Here is a 19,314-nt window from a genome sequence, read left to right on the forward strand (position 1 = left end):
TTATAGCCCCTCCCGTCTGCGTAATGCGATAATCGCAATCAATAAAAAGAGTGCAGAAATTCCAAGGTTTAAAAAGATTACCGGAAGTGCCGCTCCTACTTCATTCGCATAAATAATTTTCATAATCGCTGTATTCGCCCATGTTAATGGTGATAAATTTGTAATCATATTTTCTTCAACTACGAAATACGCCCCTCCAAAAATAGAAGCTAATTGTACAACAATCATAATAACCGCTTTAGATGCCTCACCTGTTTTCGTAATATATCCAATCCCTAATCCGAAGCTAATCGCAAGGAATACTTCTGTTAGTAAAATAAGAAAAACTACTCCAAGATGGTCACCCCAATTTGCACCATAAACAAATTTACTAAAGAAAACGACGAAAAGCAGACAGAGTGTATTTGCTACAAGACTACCAAGTATCTTTCCAATAAAAATTTCAGCTTTACTAACGGGTGCAGCAATTAAACGATCTCCCGTTTTTCGTAATCGCTCTCCGCGAATCAGGTAGCTTGCTCCCATCGCTCCATACAAGGCAATCATTGTCGTCATCGCAATTGCATAATAGTCCATAGAACTTGGCTTCTTAGCAGCTTGTAAAGATGTCTCTTTTATATAATCATCATGATTTCCACTTGAAATAACTGTACTAACTTTCCCTGGGTCTACTTGCGCAACTTCCACCGCTACGTTGTACTTATCGACGAATGTAGTAAGCATCCCTTCAACGATACTTCCGTCAATACTATTCCGATCACTCTCATATAATTTCACGCCGTTTTGATTCATTTCTACATAGCCAGCATATTTATTTTGTTTCACTTCTTCTATTCCATCTACATCCTTTGCTGCTTTTTTAAAGTGAATGCCCGATTTTCCTGTTTCCTTTATCAATGTTTCAAAGGCCTGAGAGAACTTACCACCTACTTCATCTTTGTATAAAATCTGGATATTTTTAACAGAAAGATTATCATTATTAAATGCATTGGTTAAAGCAGTACCCAAAATAAGCATAAGCATAACCGGGAATGCTAGCATAGACACTAACGTTTTTATATCTCGAAAGTCACTTTTGATTTCCTTTATGGCTATATTGAAGATGTTCAATCGATGAACCTCCCTTTTTTTGCTAATAACTCTTATTTATCCCGTAGATTTCTTCCTGTCAATGTCAAGAATACTGTTTCTAAGTTAGGTGCTTGCTCTTCAAGTGAACGTATTTCTATATCATTATTGATAAAATGCTGAACGATTTTGTTTAAGTTGTTGACCCCTGTATCCGAATTCACTTTAATTACGTTTTCTTCTATTTGAATAGCCTTAACACCACTAATTTCTTTTAATTGATTCACATCTATATTTTCAACTGACTTTACTTCAACCCAAACATCTTTTGTATCTGTAATAATAGCTTTCAATTGTTCTTTCGTACCTTCTGCAATAATTTTCCCGTGATCCACAATTGCAATTTTCGTACAAATCTCTTCTACTTCCTCCATGTAGTGACTCGTATAAATAATGGTGCTACCCATTTCATTTAATTTCCGTACAGACTGAAGAATATAGTTTCTTGACTGCGGATCAATTCCAACTGTCGGCTCATCCATAATAATTAACTTCGGATGATGCGCAATGGCACAAGCAATGTTAAGTCTTCGTTTCATCCCACCCGAAAAGTTCTTTGGATAACTTTTATGTTTATCACTTAGTCCTACAAACTGCAGTGCTTCTTCTACTCTCGCTTTTAATTCTGCCCCTCGTAACCCATACAAACCCGCAAAGAATTTCACATTTTCATAGGTGGTTAACTCCTCATAGATTGCTATATCTTGCGGTACAATTCCAATATTCATTTTTGCAAATCGATTATGTTTCTCTATACTTTTTCCTAGTATACTAATCTCACCTTCATTACTTCTTAACAATCCAGCAATCATATTAATTGTTGTACTTTTACCAGCACCGTTTGATCCTAAAAACCCAAATATCTCTCCTTCTTTAATAGCTAAAGACATATTATCTACTGCGATGAAATCACCAAATTTTTTCGTTAAATTTTTTATTTCTAATGCGTTCATCATTTCACCCCTATCTCAGTTTCTCTGCTGTTATTATAAACAAAAAGAATGAACCTGCTCAGTGCAGAAGTTCATTCTTTTCACATGAGAATATTCACTTTTTTCATATGAGATCCTTCATCTCAATCATGCCATTATTGAATCGGCAATAACATTGTTACCGAAAATCCGCTTGTACCATCTACAATAATCTTCCCGTTTATGGATGCTGTTCGTTCCTCCATCCCAATAATACCGAGGCCTTTCTTCACAAGATGCGCTCCTTTTCCATTGTCTTTCACTTGCACCTTTACCACCTTGTTAAGTACATGAATATCTATTGAAATAACCGTTGCCTCTGCATATTTCATTGCATTTGTTAATGCTTCCGTTACATTTTCTCCAATGACCTTCCATTGAATTGGAGAAATCGTATCTAAATTCCCTTTATACACAAATGGAATTTTTATTTCATGCTTACTCGCAAATTCATCTATGAATAATTTCATGCGATGAATTCCAATCTGCTCAGTTGGCGGTTTCATGTTCTTTAGTGTAATCCTAATACTTTCGATTCCACCCTTAGAAATATCAATAGCATTTTGAAGTAATTCGGTAGCTTTTTCTTTATCAATTTCCATTAATCTCTTTGCTGCTTCCGTTTGAATTAAAGCTCCTGTCATGGAGTGACCAATCTTATCATGAATTTCTTGTGATAATCGATTTCGTTCTTCTAACTTAAATGTGTATTCTGATTGCCTTATGTATTCTTTATTTTCATTTAAACTTTTTGTGAGCCGTTGCATATCTTTTCGCATCTTATCATTTTGCATCTCAAACTTTAATAAACGAGCTATGTAAAGATCTGCCATCGTTAAAACAAGAAAACAAAATGCAGTAATGAGTCCATATGTCATTCGAACACTTTCATCTGTAAAAACAATAGGGATGATCATAATGAAAAAGAGCGGCCATTTCTTTTCTATGTAATAAGATACAATTTCGTATAAGTTCAAGGGTAAAAACAAAATAAAATACGGATGAATCCTCCATGTAAACAAAATTATAATGCCAATTGATATTCCGATTAATATTTTCTTATAAGCATCTTTTTTAAAAATAGAAATTGTCACGTTTACACAAAAGTACGCAAGCAAAGTAAATATAACCCATGGTAAATTCGTAACATTTGAGTGAATATAACTGAACACTATATATAAGAAGACAATTAATTTACTTACAATTAACCAAAACTCCATAAAATCAGTCTACTTTCCCTGTTAAATAGTAAATCGCAATTTGTGTCCGGTGCTCAAGACCTGTTTTCCCTAAAATAGACGTAATATAATTTGCAATTGTTCCTTCTGATATGAAGAGTCGCTTTGAAATTTCTTTATTAGAGAACCCTTTTGCAATTAATGCAATAATGCTAAGTTCCCTCTCTGTGAAAAGAGTCTTATCTATTTTTGAAGCCTCTTCTTTATTTTCCAGTAAATTAGACTTAATTTTATCTAGTACTACGTCTTGCATAACAGTTTGCCCGTTATATACTCCCTTTATCGCATCACGAATGCGCTCTGGATCATTATTTTTTAACAAATAGCCTTTCGCCCCGTTCTTTACTGCCTCCAAAATATACTCATCATCATCAAATGTCGTTAAAATAAGCGGCTTCGTTTTTGTTTCCTCACAAATTAACTTTGTCGCCTCCACGCCATTCATATTTGGCATCCGAACATCTAAAAGCGCAATATCTACATCATGTTTTTTACAATAAGATAAAGCTTCTTGCCCATCATTTACCGTTTCTAACACTTCAAACTCTTCGTATGTACTTAAAATAATCTTCATGCCCTCTCTAATAAACGAGTTATCATCGGCTATTAATATTTTTATTTTCATGTTTGTTAGTAGATACCTTCCCCTCTACTAGCATTCACATCCTTTCATTTCCCATTCTGTACTTCCTTACAGATTGTATTATATATATGAAATAGCTCTACTTAAAAAGAATTATACAAAATAAGAAAAACACCTTCACGATAAACCGAAGATGTTCTCTTTTTCAATACTACATATACAACTATAAAACCGCCTTTATTCCTTCCAAAACCAATCCAATCATAAAACCACAAACAGCACCATTCACACGGATCCACTGCAAATCTTTCCCAACATTATTTTCAATCATTTCAATTAATGTTTTATCATCTAATTTATCAAGATTTTCTTGTACAAGCTTTCCAATCTTGGAATGATTGTTTTCAACAAGATTTACAATCTGCTTTTGCAACCAGTTTTCCATTTTTCGAACTGTTACTGGATCTTCTTTCACCTTGTTCATTTGTTTTGTTAAAAATGGAAGAAGATATTGATTTGCAAACTCTTCTTTTTTAATAAAAATGACTGCTCTTTCCTGCGCTTGTCCTAACAATTCTTTTATCTTGTCAGCCGCATCCCAATTTGTGATCCAACTTTCTTTCCAATTCTCTAACTCCTGTAATACCGCTTCATTTTCCTTAACACGAATAAGTTCTTGGCGAATTTTCATTAATATAAGTTGTCTCGTACTATTATCAGGATCCTGTAAACTACTAATATTGCTAATTACAAACTTCTGCAAAATGCTGCCGATTTTTTCTTCATCTACAATATTCATGAAGGATTTAAGTGTAAACTGCAAGAAGCCATCCACTTTTATATTTTCCATCGCTTTCATTCCTAAGCTTCCAAGCTGATATCGAGCCTCATCTTGAGCCGTCCACTCTTTCGCTTTGACTAACATATAATCAAGTGTCTTTTCATCGTATTCTTGTACGACTAATTGATCAATAAGGACTTGCAATATATTTCCTGTATTAATCGTATATAAATATGTTTTTAATTCTTTCTCAATGACACTAGCTAACTTTTCAGTATCAATTTGAAGAATTGCTTTTTCAGCAATTGTAACAATCCCTTTTTTCACGCTATCAGATTGCAGCTCTCTTTCTGCAATCTGTAACACCATTTGTGCTAGCTGCATTTCTTTCACTTTACTTGTAATACTGTCCTTCGTCAGCCACTCATTTTCTAAAGTAGTGATGAGTCCTTTTGTTACTCGTTTCCGATTTTTAGGCAATAAAGCTGTGTGCGGAATTGGAATACCCATCGGATGGCGAAACAGGGCTGTAACGGCAAACCAGTCGGCAAGTCCCCCTACTAACCCCGCTTCAAATCCGCCCTGTGCAATTGCACCTATCATTGAGCCTTGGAATGGAATAGTTGCTGCAAAGCCAATTCCCATCACCCCAAGTGAAATACCCGCTAAATATTTTGATTGTAATGACATTGTATATACACATCCTCTTGTTATGTAAGCTAAATCTTACTATTTCGAAATAAGCTCCTATTGTTACATCCTGACTGCACAAAATCCTATATCTATACTATAATGAACTACACTAAAAATAACAAAAAAATTTCAAATAAAAAACACGAGGTGAAACTCTCCTCGTGTTAAATGACTTCTACTTTTCTTGCTCTAAATTCAATCCTTTTTGATAGTATTTTGACATCTCATCTTTAGGAACCATGCTTCCACCTGTTCCCCAAATAATATGTGTACCCTTATGCATTTTTTCTGTTAAATTATGCTTCAGTAAATAATCCGTTCCTTCTTTACATAATTTCATTGGTCCTATCATCCCTGCTAGTGCAGACGGTTCTAAATGAATCCCTACTGTATCGGCTAGTTTCTTTAACAGTTTATACAACTGTTCATCGCTAATCGTATAATTACCACTTAAAAATGGCTCCATAGTTTTACCAACAAATCCAGATGGTCTTCCTACAGCAAGTCCATCCGCGTCCGTTACATTATCAATACCAACATCTTGTACAGAGATTTTATCATGAAGTCCAGTCATTAAACCGAGTAGCATACAAGGAGAATGAGTAGGTTCTGCGAAGAAAATGTGTACATTATCTTGGTACAATAATTTCAAACCAAAAGCTACTCCCCCTGGGCCACCACCTACTCCGCACGGAAGATAAACAAACAAAGGTTGATTTTCATCTACTGTTATCTCTAACTCTTCCAATTGTTTTTTCAATCTGGACGCCGCTACTGCGTATCCTAAAAATAGGTCATGGGAATTTTCATCATCCACAAAATAACAAGTAGGATCCCCCTCTGCTTGAATTCGGCCTTCCTCTACTGCTTTGCTATAATCAGCTTCATACTCAATAACTTTGACATTTTTGCTTCTAAGCAAGTCTTTTTTCCATTGTTTTGCATCAGCTGACATATGAACAGACACATTAAAACCTAACTTTGCACTCATGATACCAATGCTAAGCCCTAAATTTCCTGTTGATCCTACTGCAATGGAGTAATTTGAAAAGAATTTACGAAATTTATCACTATCTAAAATGGAATAATCATCTTGTTGAGTTAATATGTTTTGTTTAATAGCTAGATCTTCGGCATGTTTAAGAATTTCATAAATCCCGCCCCTTGCTTTAATAGATCCTGATATAGGAAGGTGGCTATCACACTTTAGCAATAATTCCCCTGATATAGATTGTTGATAATCCTGCTCTAAAGCTTGTTTCATAGAAGGGATTTTCACTAAAGGTGATTCTATGATACCGTTCATTTCTTTTGTTTCAGGAAAAACTTTGGCGATATATGGAGCAAAACGTTTCAACCTTTCTTCTGCATCCTTTACATCTTCTTGCGTAAGTGTAGTTTTTTTAATTCCTGTTTGAAATTTTTCGATATTAGGATTGATCCAAAATACTTCCTCCATCGAAATAACCTTGTTTAGTAAAGGATCTTTCTCTTTCCATGTTTGTATGTCTTTGCTTTCAATCTTCTTCATCTGCCTGATCCTCCCAACATTCTTGTAGCAAGCTGAAAAATAAATTATAATTAAATTTATTTTAATACATTTTAACACGAAACCCCTTTTCAGTTAATTTAAATTTACTTTATTTAAATTAAATTTAACACTCTATAAAAGAGAAGCTAGACATCGGTAAAAAAATTGAGAAGTTCAGAAAAATTAAGTTGTATTTAGATGAAGAAGAATATTTATCAGATTTTACCGAAAGAGTACCCCTACTTCAAACGAAGTTAAGTAGGGGAGTATTCATTAGAAGCTGGTGATAGTGTAAAAATACCAGCATATTTACAACATAAATGGGAAAACACTTGTAGTCAAAATGCAGTTGTTTTATTTTCAGTTACTCAACAATCGAGTTCGTTTGTTGAATAAAAAGTACAAGGAGAATACATCCCTAATATATATTCTCCTTTATTTTAAATTAACAAGAGAAATATTCACCTATGTTTTTACTACGCTATCCCGCTATTCAAGAATGATGCTACTAAAAACCTCAACAAAAGCAAAGGTATTCTTTTGGAAACACCCCACACTAATTAAAATTTCACTTTATGGTATTGCAAGAAATTCAGCAATCGGCCCAAGTGCGAGTACTGGTAAAAATGTTAGAACACCTACTATTAATATAGTACCTAGTAAAATCCCGCCAAATAACCGATCATCCGTCTGAAAGGTTCCTATGGTCTCAGGTACAACCTTTTTCCTTTTGAGTCCCACCGCGACGGCAAGCATTGTAATTACACCTAAATATCTACCAATATACATAACAATTCCCGTTGAAAGATTCCAATAAGGTGTGTTATCTCTTAATCCTTCAAACCCAGATCCGTTGTTAACAGCAGACGACGTGTATTCATATATAATTTGTGTTAAACCATGAAAACCTGGATTAGAAATTGCATCTGTTCCTAGATTCGTAGAAAATGCAATTGCTGCAGCTCCAAGAATAAGTAACGGCTGAGACACAATCGTGATTGCTATTAACTTCATTTCTTTTCCTTCTATTTTTTTGTTAAGAAACTCCGGTGTACGCCCCACCATTAATCCGGCTAGAAACACAGCAATCATTGCATACATGACGACATTCATAAACCCAAGTCCAATTCCTCCAAACACGGTACCTAAAAGCATGTTTATAAGTGGAACCATTCCACCAATCGGTGTCAAAGTATCATGCGTTGTATTAACACCGCCTGTTCCAGAGGCGCTTGTAACGGTTGCATATAAAGCAGAAGATATGACGCCAAGACGAGTTTCTTTTCCTTCCATATTTCCTTGTGAACTTTCTATCCCTAATTGATTTAACAATGCATTCCCCTTCAATTCAAATATAGCAAGCGTACAGAATCCAATAATAAACAGAATGAACATCGATATAAAAAACATTCTACCTTGCTTTTGATTACCGACCATTCTTCCGTATACAAATGGAAAGGCCATTGGGATTAACATTTGTAACATCATTTGTAACACATTACTTATCATATTGGGATTTTCAAAAGGATGAGCAGAAACTGTTCCAAAAAACCCCCCTCCATTGTCACCAAGTTCTTTAATGGAAAGTAAAGATGCTACTGGTCCACGAGGAATCTCTTGTGTCGTTCCTTCAAACGTTTTCACAACAACTGTTGGATCCAATGTTTGCGGTGTTCCTAAAACCACAAATATTAACGATGTGACAAATGAAATTGGCAATAATATTCTCGTTATAGCTTGTACAAAATCAACAAAGAAATTTCCTATTCTTTTCCCCGCTAGTACACGAATAAACGTAATGCCGATTGCCAATGAAGTTGCAGGTGCTGCAAACATCATAAATGTCACACCTACCATTTGAGAGAAATAGGATAAACTACTTTCTCCCCCATAGTGTTGTAAATTCGCATTTGTCATAAATGTAATCGCTGTATGAAATGCTAATGTTGGTTCTAATCCTAAAAAATGATCAGGGTTCAACGGAAGAATTCCTTGTAATCGAAATATTGAATATACAACCAAAATAAAGAAAAAATTTGTTCCTATTAAACAAAACATATACCGTTTCCAAGTCTGACTATGCCCTTTAATCCCAGCAACTTTAAATAAGATTTTTTCCAGTGGACCAAATACCTTTTGAAATGCTTCCTTACGCTGAAAAGCATTGTATACGTAGTCTCCCATTGGTTTTGCAAAAATTACGAATAGGCCAATTGTAATTAGACTTGTAAGCCAGTTCATCCTCTTTCCCCTTTCTGTTCCCATTACACTATAATTAAATGTAATATTTTTCCACCAAGAGAATAAAAAGAAAACACCAGGTTGCACCTAGTGTTTTTTTACACACAAGTCCCCCCTCTCAAAACGCTGACGAGGTTAGCTGTCGGGTTCGGGCCTTGAGAGTAGCCCTACCTATAAAAGGATTCACCCCTAGTGACGAATGCACAAATTTGGTTCCCCCGCTCCTGAAGTGGATTAAGCGATTTATTATTTGGCTGTAAAATCTACATTGAGCTATTCTGATTGTTAATATACTCCTCTAAATGATGGTTGTAAAGAGAGAGAAAATAAAAAGAAATCGATTCATACAATCTATAAAAATAGCACTGTATGAACAACCGTTCGCACAGTGCTATTTTTATTTTTTCGGAAGCAATATAATACCTATACTAATTGCAATAAAAATAAGTAACTGCTGCACAGACAGACCAAATAATAATGGAACTTGCTCAATTATAAGTGAAATGAATATATGCGCAATCCCTTCTACAAGTAGAAAATAACTCATGTATTTTCTAGTTCCTAATTTCTCGTTTTTTAGCCACAGCCATCCCATTAGGCAGATTGCTATCATAATTTCATACATATATATTGGATGATAGAAAAATTTCGAATCATACACTTTCATTCCCCACGGCATTGTTGTGTTTATACCAACATACTGATGGAATAGAAAATAAGAAATAATCATACTTCCAATCCCAAAAGGAAGTGCATCTAGTAAAACCAAAAGTGAAAAATTAGCCTTTTTACTTCTCCATACAACATATCCACTAGCAATCAAGCAACCCATTATAATGTGTTGGGTACTTCCTACAGCGAGTAACGCTTGCCATGGTGACTGAAAAGCCCACCCTGGATTCAAAATTGTCGGCATAAATTTCCATGTTAGTACGATGATAAAAAATCCATTTGTTACTGTATCCATTATTCCCTCATATGGGATACCTTGACTTTTCATCTTTAATTTCATGAGCACAAGCCCAAATAAACTTCCCACTATGAGAGAAATAGGCTGTACTTTCACCATCCAGTCCATCATCATTAGGATGTCCCCTTTTACTTCTCAATTAATTCTTTAAATTTCTTTTCTAGTTGATCTGGAGGTAATACCCCCCGCGCTTGATCTACAATCACCCCATCTTTATCAACAAAAAACGTTGTTGGCAATGAAACAATTTTATAATCAATCCCTGCCTCTCCATCCATATCTAGTAAAACCGGGAACTTAAATCCAAAACGATCCGCAAACGCCTTCGCTTCTTGTACTGGATCTCCAACCGTTGCATTCACCGCAAAAATTTCGATTTCTCCTTTATATTTATCGTAAAGACGCACTAAGTCTGGTGCTTCCATTTCACATGGCCCACACCATGATGCCCAAAAATTAATAATATACGGTTTTCCTTTTGCATCATTTAATGAGTACAGCTTCCCATCTAGTCCTTTAAGTGTAATTTTCGGTGCTTTAAATCCTACTTGCGGTAATACTTCTTTCTCTTGTAGTGCCTCTTGTTTTGCTTTCCGTTCTTTTTCTTCTTGCTTTGAATTATAAAAATTAAACCCTGCCCATAGTAGTGCTCCTGCAAGAATAATGGTAATTAGTTTTTTCACTTTCTTTCCCCCTATTTTTAAAATCCTGTAAATCCGTCAAATAATTGAATACAAAATGCTGTAATTTTCATCATTTGATTAGATACAAATGAAAGAATCCCCGCGCCTACTGCGTCCATTTTATTCCTCCCACAAAACACTACATAAAGTAGTGTTTTGGGTTAAAAAAAGAGGCTATATGCACTCTCCAATAATAAGTACAAACGAAATGAGAAATAGCCCTATTGTCACATAAACTGAATTTGTATGTAACGGCATACTAAGCCTTATAGATGACGGACTAACAATTTGCTCAATACGCAAATTGATTGCCGTCTTCGCAAAAGAAGCTGTTATAAACGGATTAGATACTGTTTTTATTTTAATTAATTTTAACAATGCACTACCTAATTCAAACGATGATTTCATTTGATCCATCGCATATTTGTCCGCCAATAGCTCCTGATACGTATGGTAACGCTGTAACATATCTTTCAATACCGGAATATACATCATTCCTTCAGCTAACACCGTAAAAAGAAACAATTTTAACGGATCACGATTTTTTTGATGATATTCTTCATGTAATACAATTGCATCAATTTCTTCTTCTGTAAAAGATTGAAATACACCTTCCGAAACAACAATTTTCGGATGAGTGACTCCGATAGTAAATGCTGTAACCTCTAATGATGGTAGCAAATACAATTGTTTTCCTTTTCGAGTAATCATAACTAAATTTCTCTGTAATTTTCGGCTATAGAAAAACTGTTTCCACACTCTTTTCCATACAACTAATATAGTAAATAACAATAATCCGCTCATTATGACACGAATGGTTGATAATTCTTTCATATGTTCTTGCAATTCAAAGAGACAAAACTGCGATAAAAAAAGAGCTTTATTTTCAAAGAAAAATGGATATGTAACGTAGTACACTAACATCCCAAAAAAGAGAATACCAATACTGCTTGCTAACAATATTATTTTTCGTATTTGCCACTTCATCATACTAGTCCTCTTTTTTCAGTTGATTAAGTTTTTCTTCTAACTTCTTTATTAAAGCAGGATCAGCTTGGTCTAGTTCATCTAACATGTGATTCACAACGAAATCACCAAATTCCCCCATTAATTCTTGTGTCATTTTTTTGGTTTGATTTGATAAAAAGGATTCTTTCGTTTGTACAGCACGGTATACACCGCTTCTTTTTACCGTTTGTTTTTGCAAGTGTCCTTTTTCAACTAACCGATTCATCACAGTCATCACTGTATTAAAATTCACAGGAGATTCCTCACTTAGTTTTTGCTGTACTTCTTTAATCGTAATATCCGGAGTACTCCAGATAATCTCCATAATCCTCGCTTCTAATGACCCAAAGAAATGATTTAATCCTTGCTCATTTAACTTATAATTTTGAGTGAACATGCTAATCCTCCTCTGCACTACAAATTGTAGTACACTGAGAATAAAAGGTCAAATATAGAATGATACGAACATGGAAATAAACCCCTTCTTTATTTTAGAACACATTCCCATTTTCATATTTTGTTATAGAAGGAAAGAAACTTCTCTATAGCGAAACTTTATCAATAACAAAAATCTATTAGGTGGTGCTTCATTATGAAGTTAGCTGTAATTGGCGGAGGTTACTTTGAACAAACAGATCATTTCCTTATAAATCAACGACTTATTGAATTAACTGGGAAACAATCTCCAAAAATATTATTTATCCCAACAGCAAGCAATGACGATGAAGGTTATATAAAAGAATTTAGAGAAACATTCGAGAAGCAGTTACAATGTGATGTTCACATTCTACGCTGTATAAAAGAAAGCGTTAGCGAAGATAAAATTAGTGAAATGATACATTTTGCTGATTTTATCTATCTAGGTGGAGGAAATTATATCAATATGCTTGAAAAGTGGAAGGAAAACAAAATAGACGAAAAGTTGATAGAAGCCGTACACAACGGGACATTCATTGCGGGATATAGCGCTGGTGCTATGTGCTGGTTTACAACGGGGCTTCGTTCTAATTATAAAGGAGACGGCTATATGGAAAGCGATGGCTGGAATTTAATAAACAAACACTTCTGTCCACATTACAATCAATCAGATCGAGCAAACGCTTTTCATTTATTCTTACAAAACCGTGCACGTAATACAGAAGGAATCGCTTTAGAAGATAATTGCGCTTTGTATATAACCGAAAACTCCTTTGAAATTATCGGAGATCCAGAGAAAGCCTGGGAGTTCTATATGTTTGATGGAAAACTTATGCGACATCATTTTGATGTAACTTTGAAAAGTTATTTATAAGTTATTTGTACTCATACAAAATATCCCTAAGCTGAAAACTTAGGGATATCTTTCACCTTCTATTCTAACTAACAAGTCGCGTAATCCGTTTCTTTTGCCATGAAAGCTTATAGTATCCGTATTGTAACAGTAAGCTCACAATAAATGCTGCCGGATATCCAACCCATATACCTTTTATACCAAGACTTGTGTGATACGAAAGGTAGTAGGCAACAGGAACTTCCACAAGCCAAATTGATACAACACTGATAACAGTCGGCCATAGTACCGTTCCACTTGCCCGCATTGTCGCACCAATAATTTGCGCATGACCGAAAATTAAATAACTCCATAATGTAATCATGATTAGGCTATGTGCAATTTCAATTGTATTCGGACTTGTTAAAAATAGTGATAAAATCTCTCTTGAGAACAAGTAAATGACAGCGATTAATACACCACCAATAATATAGTTCATTATAATTCCCGCTCGAACAACTTTCTGTAATCGATCAAATTGATTCGCACCAATGGACTGTGCAGCAAAAATGGATACTGTAATTCCAAGACTGACTGCTGGCATTTGTACATAACTTGCCACTTGATTCACGACTCCATAGGCTGCGGTCGCGTCAGAACCGAATCGATTTACAAATGCAATAACTGCAATCTCAGATAACGAAACTAATATCATATTAATACTTGCTGGAATACCAAGGCGTAGTAATAACTTTAATAGTTCCCAATCCATACGAAGATATTTCCGTACTGTTTCATCCAATTGTAATGGATGATTTTTCTTCTTCAAATAAATAAGCATGACAACAAACGTTATAATCGTTGATATGACAGAGGCATAAGCTGCTCCATAAACATCAAGTTTCGGCATTCCTAACCAACCAAAGATAAGAACAGGCAATAATATCATGTTCAACACTGTACTAACAATTAAAAAGTAAAATGGCGTTTTGGAATCTCCTGTACCTCGCATAAATGTTGTATATGCAAAATATAAGAATAAAACTGGCATTGAAATAAATAAAATACGTGCATAGTGGACACTCATACCAATAATGTTTTCCGGTGTTCCCATAAAACGCAGAATATCCATGGTGAATATGCTGCCTACTACCGCTAAAATAGCTCCTAGTATAAATGTGAAGGTAAGCGTTGTACCAACAACTGCTTTTACACGATCTTCGTTACGAGCCCCAAATGCTTGCCCGATTAAAATAGAACTACCCGATCCAATTCCAATTACAAATGAAACAAGTAGAAAGAACAACGGAAAAAACGCAGAAATGGCAGCTAAATCATTTACACCAAGCCATCTTCCTACCACTACCATCCCAAACAATTGTCCAACTGATTGTAATACATTACTTAAAAGCAAAGGAACTAAGAACATGGACATCGATTTCCATATCGGTTTCCCTTCCTTCTCCTGACTCTGTGATTCTGCATCTTCTTGAATGCTATCTGTCGGTGATTTCAAATTTCATTTCCCCTTTTTATTAAGAGCTTGCTCGGTTGTACCCGCGCTCTCCATATGGCTGCAATTCCTGTAGCCACTTCTCTTCTAATTTTTTCAATTCTTCCTTAGCATTAAAATAACCAGTCTCTTTCTTTTTCAAGACTTCTAGCACTTCAAATTCAAAGGCATCTGCACCGTATTGCTTCCAGTCCTCTTGCAATGCTCTATTTGTATGAGAACCTACATTGAGTTCAAATCGCCTCCCACTTATCGTCTTTAAATTCATCGTACTCTCAACGTACATTTTCTGGTTTTTTGTATTTATAATACGATAAATACCCGCTTCAATCTCTATCTCTTTGTATTGCTGTTTTAATTCTGCTCTTCTATTCATTTTCCTTTCCCCTTTCTTATAACTTCACCCAATATTGACTTCCATCAGGCGTTCGATCTAGAAAACCATATTCAATTAAATACCTTCTTAAAGTTACAAAGTCTGGATATACACTTTCCAAAACTTCATTCACTTCTTTTTCGGTGTACTTTTCGTTACTATTAAATTTTTTTATTAAATGACGTAATATAATTAATTTACGTTTTTGTTTTTTCGGAAATTTCACCAGTGGACCGTCTAATCCTTCTGTAAAATGCAACTTTAAGACTTCATCATTTTCTTCTTCCGTAATATTGTACCGATCGTCCACCATCGTAGCTGTTCTATGAATGGGTACAAATTTAGATTGCACTTTTGATTTTTCTTCGGACAGTTGCATCAATGCTAAAAATACTTTCGCTTGCTTCATCCTCTCACGCAATGTGAATCGATGATTACGTATTGTCGACGTGCTTCCCCCATCCAGCTCTTTCACAATTTCTTTATCATTAAATCCCATGTAAAAAAATTGAACCATCTTCTTTTGCAAATCCGTTAAACCTGTATATTTTTTATCCAGATTCAATAAATAGTCAAACATAGATGTATGCTCATTTTGAATGTGTAATTGTACAAACTTCTCGGCTTCATATAAAACCTGATTATCTTGATAAATTACACCTTTTATAAAACTTTCTCCGCATGCTAAACAAGTATATTCTTCTGTGTCCTCTTCAAATATATATCCTTTTTTTAGTTCTTTAATGGAAGCATCCCAAAACTTCTCAGAAATATCATTCATACCAAACAATCCTCCAAACGGTTTATTAAAAACGCAAACAAATCACAATATCGTTTACCCTTACTGAATCATCTTATCACAAACAAAATAAACTTTTCAACATTTCGCTTACTTATTTACCAAACAAATTTAAAATCGTTTAGTAAATAGGCATCTCCTTCCTAATAACAGCCAATATTTCTAAAGTATTATAAACAACTGCAGAGTAATATCCCTTAATCAACTAAACCTTCAATCTAGTCTTACTTACCCTATTCACTAACTTTTCAACAAAGGAATGAACTTGTCAAAAGATAAATGCCCAAACCTGAAAATAATAAATAAATTTATAGTGAAAACCATTTTTGATCACAATAGAAATATAGAATCGTATTTCTATTATGATGCCACTCTCCATCTTCAGAATTGCATATACTATTAATAATTAAGAGAATAGAAATTCTATTCGAGAAAAAAGCCAAGATTCAAATAGAATCTTGGCTTTTTATTGTCCACTCTAATTATTCCTTCGGTGCAATCATTTTCTTTGGATCTACAATCTCATCAAATTGTTTTTCCGTTAATAACCCCGATTGTAATGCTGCTTCTTTTAATGTTAATCCCTCTTTATGAGCATGCTTCGCAATTTTCGCCGCATTTTCATAACCGATATGTGGATTTAATGCTGTAACAAGCATTAAAGAACGATTTACGTTTTGGTTAATCACTTCTTCATTTGCTTCGATACCAACCGCACATTTGTCGTTAAATGAAACTGTCGCATCGGCTAATAAACGAGCAGATTGTAAGAAGTTATATGCGATTACTGGTTTAAATACATTTAGTTCAAAGTTACCTTGGCTCGCTGCAAATCCGATGGTTGTGTCATTTCCCATAACTTGTGCCACTACCATTGTTAATGCTTCACTTTGTGTTGGATTTACTTTCCCTGGCATAATAGAGCTTCCTGGCTCATTCGCAGGAATAATAATTTCACCGAGACCACTACGTGGGCCGCTTGCAAGCCAACGTACATCATTTGCAATCTTCATTAAATCCGCTGCCAATGCTTTTAACGCACCATGTGCAAACACAACCTCATCATGACTTGTTAATGCATGAAACTTATTTGGTGCTGATACAAATTGCTTTCCTGTAAACTGACTAATTTCCTCTGCAACCATCTCACCAAATTTAGGATGTGCATTAATGCCTGTTCCAACTGCAGTACCCCCAATTGCAAGTTCTTTCATATATGTATTGCTATCCGCAATCATACGCTCCGTTTTTTCAAGCATACGGTGCCACCCACTAATTTCTTGTCCTAACGTTAAAGGTGTTGCATCTTGCAAATGCGTACGTCCGATTTTAATAATATTTTGAAACTCATTTACTTTTTTCTCTAATGTTGCTTTTAACTTTGTAATTGCCGGTAGCACTTGGTCTTCCACTGCAATCAAACAAGCAACATGAAGCGCTGTTGGGAATGTATCATTTGAACTTTGGGACATGTTCACATCATCATTTGGATGAATATGTACAGCAAGTCCTTTCTCTTCTAAAATTTGATTCCCACGGTTGGCGATTACTTCATTCACGTTCATATTCGATTGTGTTCCGCTACCTGTTTGCCATACAACAAGCGGGAAATGTTCATTCCATTTTCCTGCTAGAATTTCATCAGCTGCTTCTACAATCGCCTGAGCTTTTTCTTCCGATAACTTTCCTAATTTGTAATTACTAATGGCTGCACTTTTCTTTAAAATTGCAAATGCTTGTACAATCTCAATCGGCATATGCTCCGTTCCAATTGGAAAGTTTTCTTTACTACGCTGTGTTTGTGCGGCCCATAATTTATCAGTTGGAACTTTCATTTCTCCTAATGTATCTCTTTCAATTCTGTATTCCATGTTTTCATCCCCTTGATAATAAAATAGATACATTTTTATTGTAACAGACTTCCCTTTAAACGATAAGGATTCTCACCTGTATTTATTGATAATTCTATATTTACTAAATTATATTTCAGATGAATCAGAAGATAAGAACCAACCACAAACGCCAATCGTAATTAATACGATATAAAAAATAGCTTTCCACGTAGCGGATTGAGGGAAATCCTTATCGATTATTCCAACCATAGGGTGCGCCAGTGTTGAAACAATAAGTTTTACGCCGACCCATCCAACAATCATAAACGCTGCCGTTTCAAGGCCAGGTCTTTCACGCAATAACTTCACAAAGTAAGTAGCCGCGAATCTCATAATAATTAAACCAATCATTCCACCAGTTAAAATAACAAAAAATCTTCCTGCATCAAGACCACCTATCATCCCTTTATTTAGTGGTGTAATGGTTAATGTAAGAGCTACTGCAGCTAAGATTGAATCGATCGCAAATGCAATATCTGTAACCTCGACTTTCAGAACTGTTAACCAAAAACTACTTTTCTTTTTCGGAGTATTTTCTTCCATCCCTTTTTCTTGCTCTCCGTGCATTTCTCTTTGCCACTTCTTTTGCCGATATATTTTAACTAAACTTCTAGCAGAAAGAAACAATAAATAAATCGCTCCTACCGCTTGCATCTGCCATACATTCACAAGAAATGAAATTAAAAATAATGAGACGAATCGAAATATAAACGCACCGAATAATCCATAAAACAAAGCTTTTTTTCTATCATCTTCAGATAAATGTCTAACCATAATAGCAAGTACAAGAGCATTATCTGCAGATAAAACTCCTTCTAATGCAATAAGAATTAATATAACTCCTCCATACTCCAGCAGTAGCGATTCAGTCATCTCTCTCCTCCTGTTTTTGATACTATATATTTTGCTTTTTGATAGGGGAAATATACGAATATCACCAGAAACTAAACACCCCATAAGTTCGCATTGAACTTATGGGGTGACTTAGTACTATAGGATAAAAATTTCTAACAAATCAACGAAAGAGATAGTTTTATACTTTGCTGAAGTGTTCAGTCTTCACACTCTTCTTACATAATACATATCCTAATTCCTTTATTTGCACTCTATTTTTCACCTGATGTAGTTTCTAGTGATCTAAACGTTAAACATCCAGAAACAATATATATAACTCCTGGAAACAACAATGCATCATACGAAAAGAGTATGGAGATGATACCAATAGTAAGCATTACACTTCCATATAACCTATTGTTCATTTTATTGACACAACAAAAAATTACAATAGCTAAAATCTGTATAAGAAAAACCACGAGCGCCCCATAGGCTTGAGCTTTCCAAGAATCATCAATAACTGACCTAAAACTATACATAATAAAAAGAAAAAATGATATACAAGCTCCTACTATAGAAGCAACTAGTCCTGTTACCAATTCAACAGTACGTTTTTTCAATCTATACGCCCTCCAATATGGAAAAATTGCAAAATTCCCCAATAAACATAACAAACTAAATTACAATAATTTGTTATGTTTTGTCGAATAGAAAATAAAAAAACACTAATTCCCCCGCAAAATCCTTATAACTTACCAATAATCACACCTATAAAAACTAAAAATTCAGCCGTTCAAATTACAACCATATATCATATGAAAGTT

The 19,314-nt window shown here is 34.8% G+C and carries 18 protein-coding genes and 1 riboswitch; of the genes, 1 reads left to right on the forward strand and 17 read right to left on the reverse strand.

The window, feature by feature from the left end; translation table 11 throughout:
- The 11 genes from M014_RS0110670 to M014_RS0110725 all read right to left on the reverse strand — a co-directional run bounded on the left by M014_RS0110670 (position 1) and on the right by M014_RS0110725 (position 12,224).
- The gene (locus M014_RS0110670; protein WP_026591717.1) at positions 1–1,110 is read right to left on the reverse strand and encodes an ABC transporter permease; all 1,110 of its coding nucleotides are present in this window, start codon (positions 1,108–1,110) and stop codon (positions 1–3) included.
- Positions 1,111–1,142: 32 nt separating this feature from the next.
- Positions 1,143–2,081: an ABC transporter ATP-binding protein gene (locus M014_RS0110675; RefSeq protein WP_026591718.1), complete on the reverse strand. Its 939-nt coding sequence runs from the start codon at positions 2,079–2,081 to the stop codon at positions 1,143–1,145.
- A gap of 134 nt (positions 2,082–2,215) precedes the next feature.
- Positions 2,216–3,319 (reverse strand): sensor histidine kinase, encoded by a 1,104-nt coding sequence (locus tag M014_RS0110680; protein ID WP_026591719.1) that lies wholly within the window; start codon positions 3,317–3,319, stop codon positions 2,216–2,218.
- 4 nt (positions 3,320–3,323) lie between these two features.
- Complete coding sequence (locus M014_RS0110685) at positions 3,324–3,962, reverse strand: response regulator transcription factor (RefSeq protein ID WP_026591720.1); 639 nt, start codon at positions 3,960–3,962, stop codon at positions 3,324–3,326.
- 181 nt (positions 3,963–4,143) lie between these two features.
- Positions 4,144–5,391, reverse strand: a complete 1,248-nt coding sequence (locus M014_RS0110690; protein WP_026591721.1) for a DUF445 domain-containing protein — start codon at positions 5,389–5,391, stop codon at positions 4,144–4,146.
- A gap of 178 nt (positions 5,392–5,569) precedes the next feature.
- On the reverse strand, positions 5,570–6,925 hold the full coding sequence (locus M014_RS0110695) for a D-serine ammonia-lyase (RefSeq protein ID WP_026591722.1): 1,356 nt from the start codon (positions 6,923–6,925) through the stop codon (positions 5,570–5,572).
- Positions 6,926–7,498: 573 nt separating this feature from the next.
- Positions 7,499–9,166 (reverse strand): potassium-transporting ATPase subunit KdpA, encoded by a 1,668-nt coding sequence (gene kdpA / locus M014_RS0110700; protein WP_026591723.1) that lies wholly within the window; start codon positions 9,164–9,166, stop codon positions 7,499–7,501.
- A 108-nt stretch (positions 9,167–9,274) separates the two neighbouring features.
- Positions 9,275–9,417, reverse strand: a riboswitch (cyclic di-AMP (ydaO/yuaA leader).
- A gap of 146 nt (positions 9,418–9,563) precedes the next feature.
- Positions 9,564–10,247 carry a prolipoprotein diacylglyceryl transferase family protein gene (locus tag M014_RS0110705; RefSeq protein WP_026591724.1) on the reverse strand — a complete coding sequence of 228 codons (684 nt, stop codon included), beginning with the start codon at positions 10,245–10,247 and terminating at the stop codon, positions 9,564–9,566.
- Positions 10,248–10,264: 17 nt separating this feature from the next.
- Positions 10,265–10,819: a TlpA family protein disulfide reductase gene (locus tag M014_RS0110710; protein WP_026591725.1), complete on the reverse strand. Its 555-nt coding sequence runs from the start codon at positions 10,817–10,819 to the stop codon at positions 10,265–10,267.
- 174 nt (positions 10,820–10,993) lie between these two features.
- Complete coding sequence (locus M014_RS0110720; RefSeq protein WP_026591726.1) at positions 10,994–11,806, reverse strand: M56 family metallopeptidase; 813 nt, start codon at positions 11,804–11,806, stop codon at positions 10,994–10,996.
- A 4-nt stretch (positions 11,807–11,810) separates the two neighbouring features.
- Complete coding sequence (locus tag M014_RS0110725) at positions 11,811–12,224, reverse strand: BlaI/MecI/CopY family transcriptional regulator (RefSeq protein WP_026591727.1); 414 nt, start codon at positions 12,222–12,224, stop codon at positions 11,811–11,813.
- Between the two features lie 195 nt (positions 12,225–12,419).
- Here M014_RS0110725 and M014_RS0110730 point away from each other — a divergent pair, with 195 nt between their 5' ends.
- Positions 12,420–13,118 (forward strand): Type 1 glutamine amidotransferase-like domain-containing protein, encoded by a 699-nt coding sequence (locus M014_RS0110730; RefSeq protein WP_026591728.1) that lies wholly within the window; start codon positions 12,420–12,422, stop codon positions 13,116–13,118.
- A gap of 64 nt (positions 13,119–13,182) precedes the next feature.
- Here M014_RS0110730 and M014_RS0110735 read toward each other — a convergent pair whose 3' ends face one another.
- The 6 genes from M014_RS0110735 to M014_RS0110760 all read right to left on the reverse strand — a co-directional run bounded on the left by M014_RS0110735 (position 13,183) and on the right by M014_RS0110760 (position 19,110).
- Entirely contained in the window at positions 13,183–14,592 is a 1,410-nt protein-coding gene (locus tag M014_RS0110735; RefSeq protein ID WP_026591729.1) for an MATE family efflux transporter, read from the reverse strand.
- A gap of 19 nt (positions 14,593–14,611) precedes the next feature.
- The gene (locus M014_RS0110740) at positions 14,612–14,965 is read right to left on the reverse strand and encodes a GIY-YIG nuclease family protein (RefSeq protein WP_026591730.1); all 354 of its coding nucleotides are present in this window, start codon (positions 14,963–14,965) and stop codon (positions 14,612–14,614) included.
- A gap of 16 nt (positions 14,966–14,981) precedes the next feature.
- The gene (locus M014_RS0110745) at positions 14,982–15,746 is read right to left on the reverse strand and encodes a DUF2087 domain-containing protein (protein WP_026591731.1); all 765 of its coding nucleotides are present in this window, start codon (positions 15,744–15,746) and stop codon (positions 14,982–14,984) included.
- A gap of 500 nt (positions 15,747–16,246) precedes the next feature.
- On the reverse strand, positions 16,247–17,635 hold the full coding sequence (gene fumC / locus M014_RS0110750) for a class II fumarate hydratase (protein WP_026591732.1): 1,389 nt from the start codon (positions 17,633–17,635) through the stop codon (positions 16,247–16,249).
- Between the two features lie 108 nt (positions 17,636–17,743).
- Positions 17,744–18,529, reverse strand: coding sequence for a TerC family protein (locus M014_RS0110755; RefSeq protein WP_026591733.1), 786 nt, complete (start codon positions 18,527–18,529; stop codon positions 17,744–17,746).
- Positions 18,530–18,762: 233 nt separating this feature from the next.
- Entirely contained in the window at positions 18,763–19,110 is a 348-nt protein-coding gene (locus tag M014_RS0110760) for a hypothetical protein (RefSeq protein WP_026591734.1), read from the reverse strand.
- Between the last annotated feature and the right edge of the window lie 204 nt (positions 19,111–19,314).

The organism is Bacillus sp. UNC437CL72CviS29 (assembly GCF_000482345.1).
GTDB lineage: Bacteria > Bacillota > Bacilli > Bacillales > Bacillaceae_G > Bacillus_A > Bacillus_A arachidis.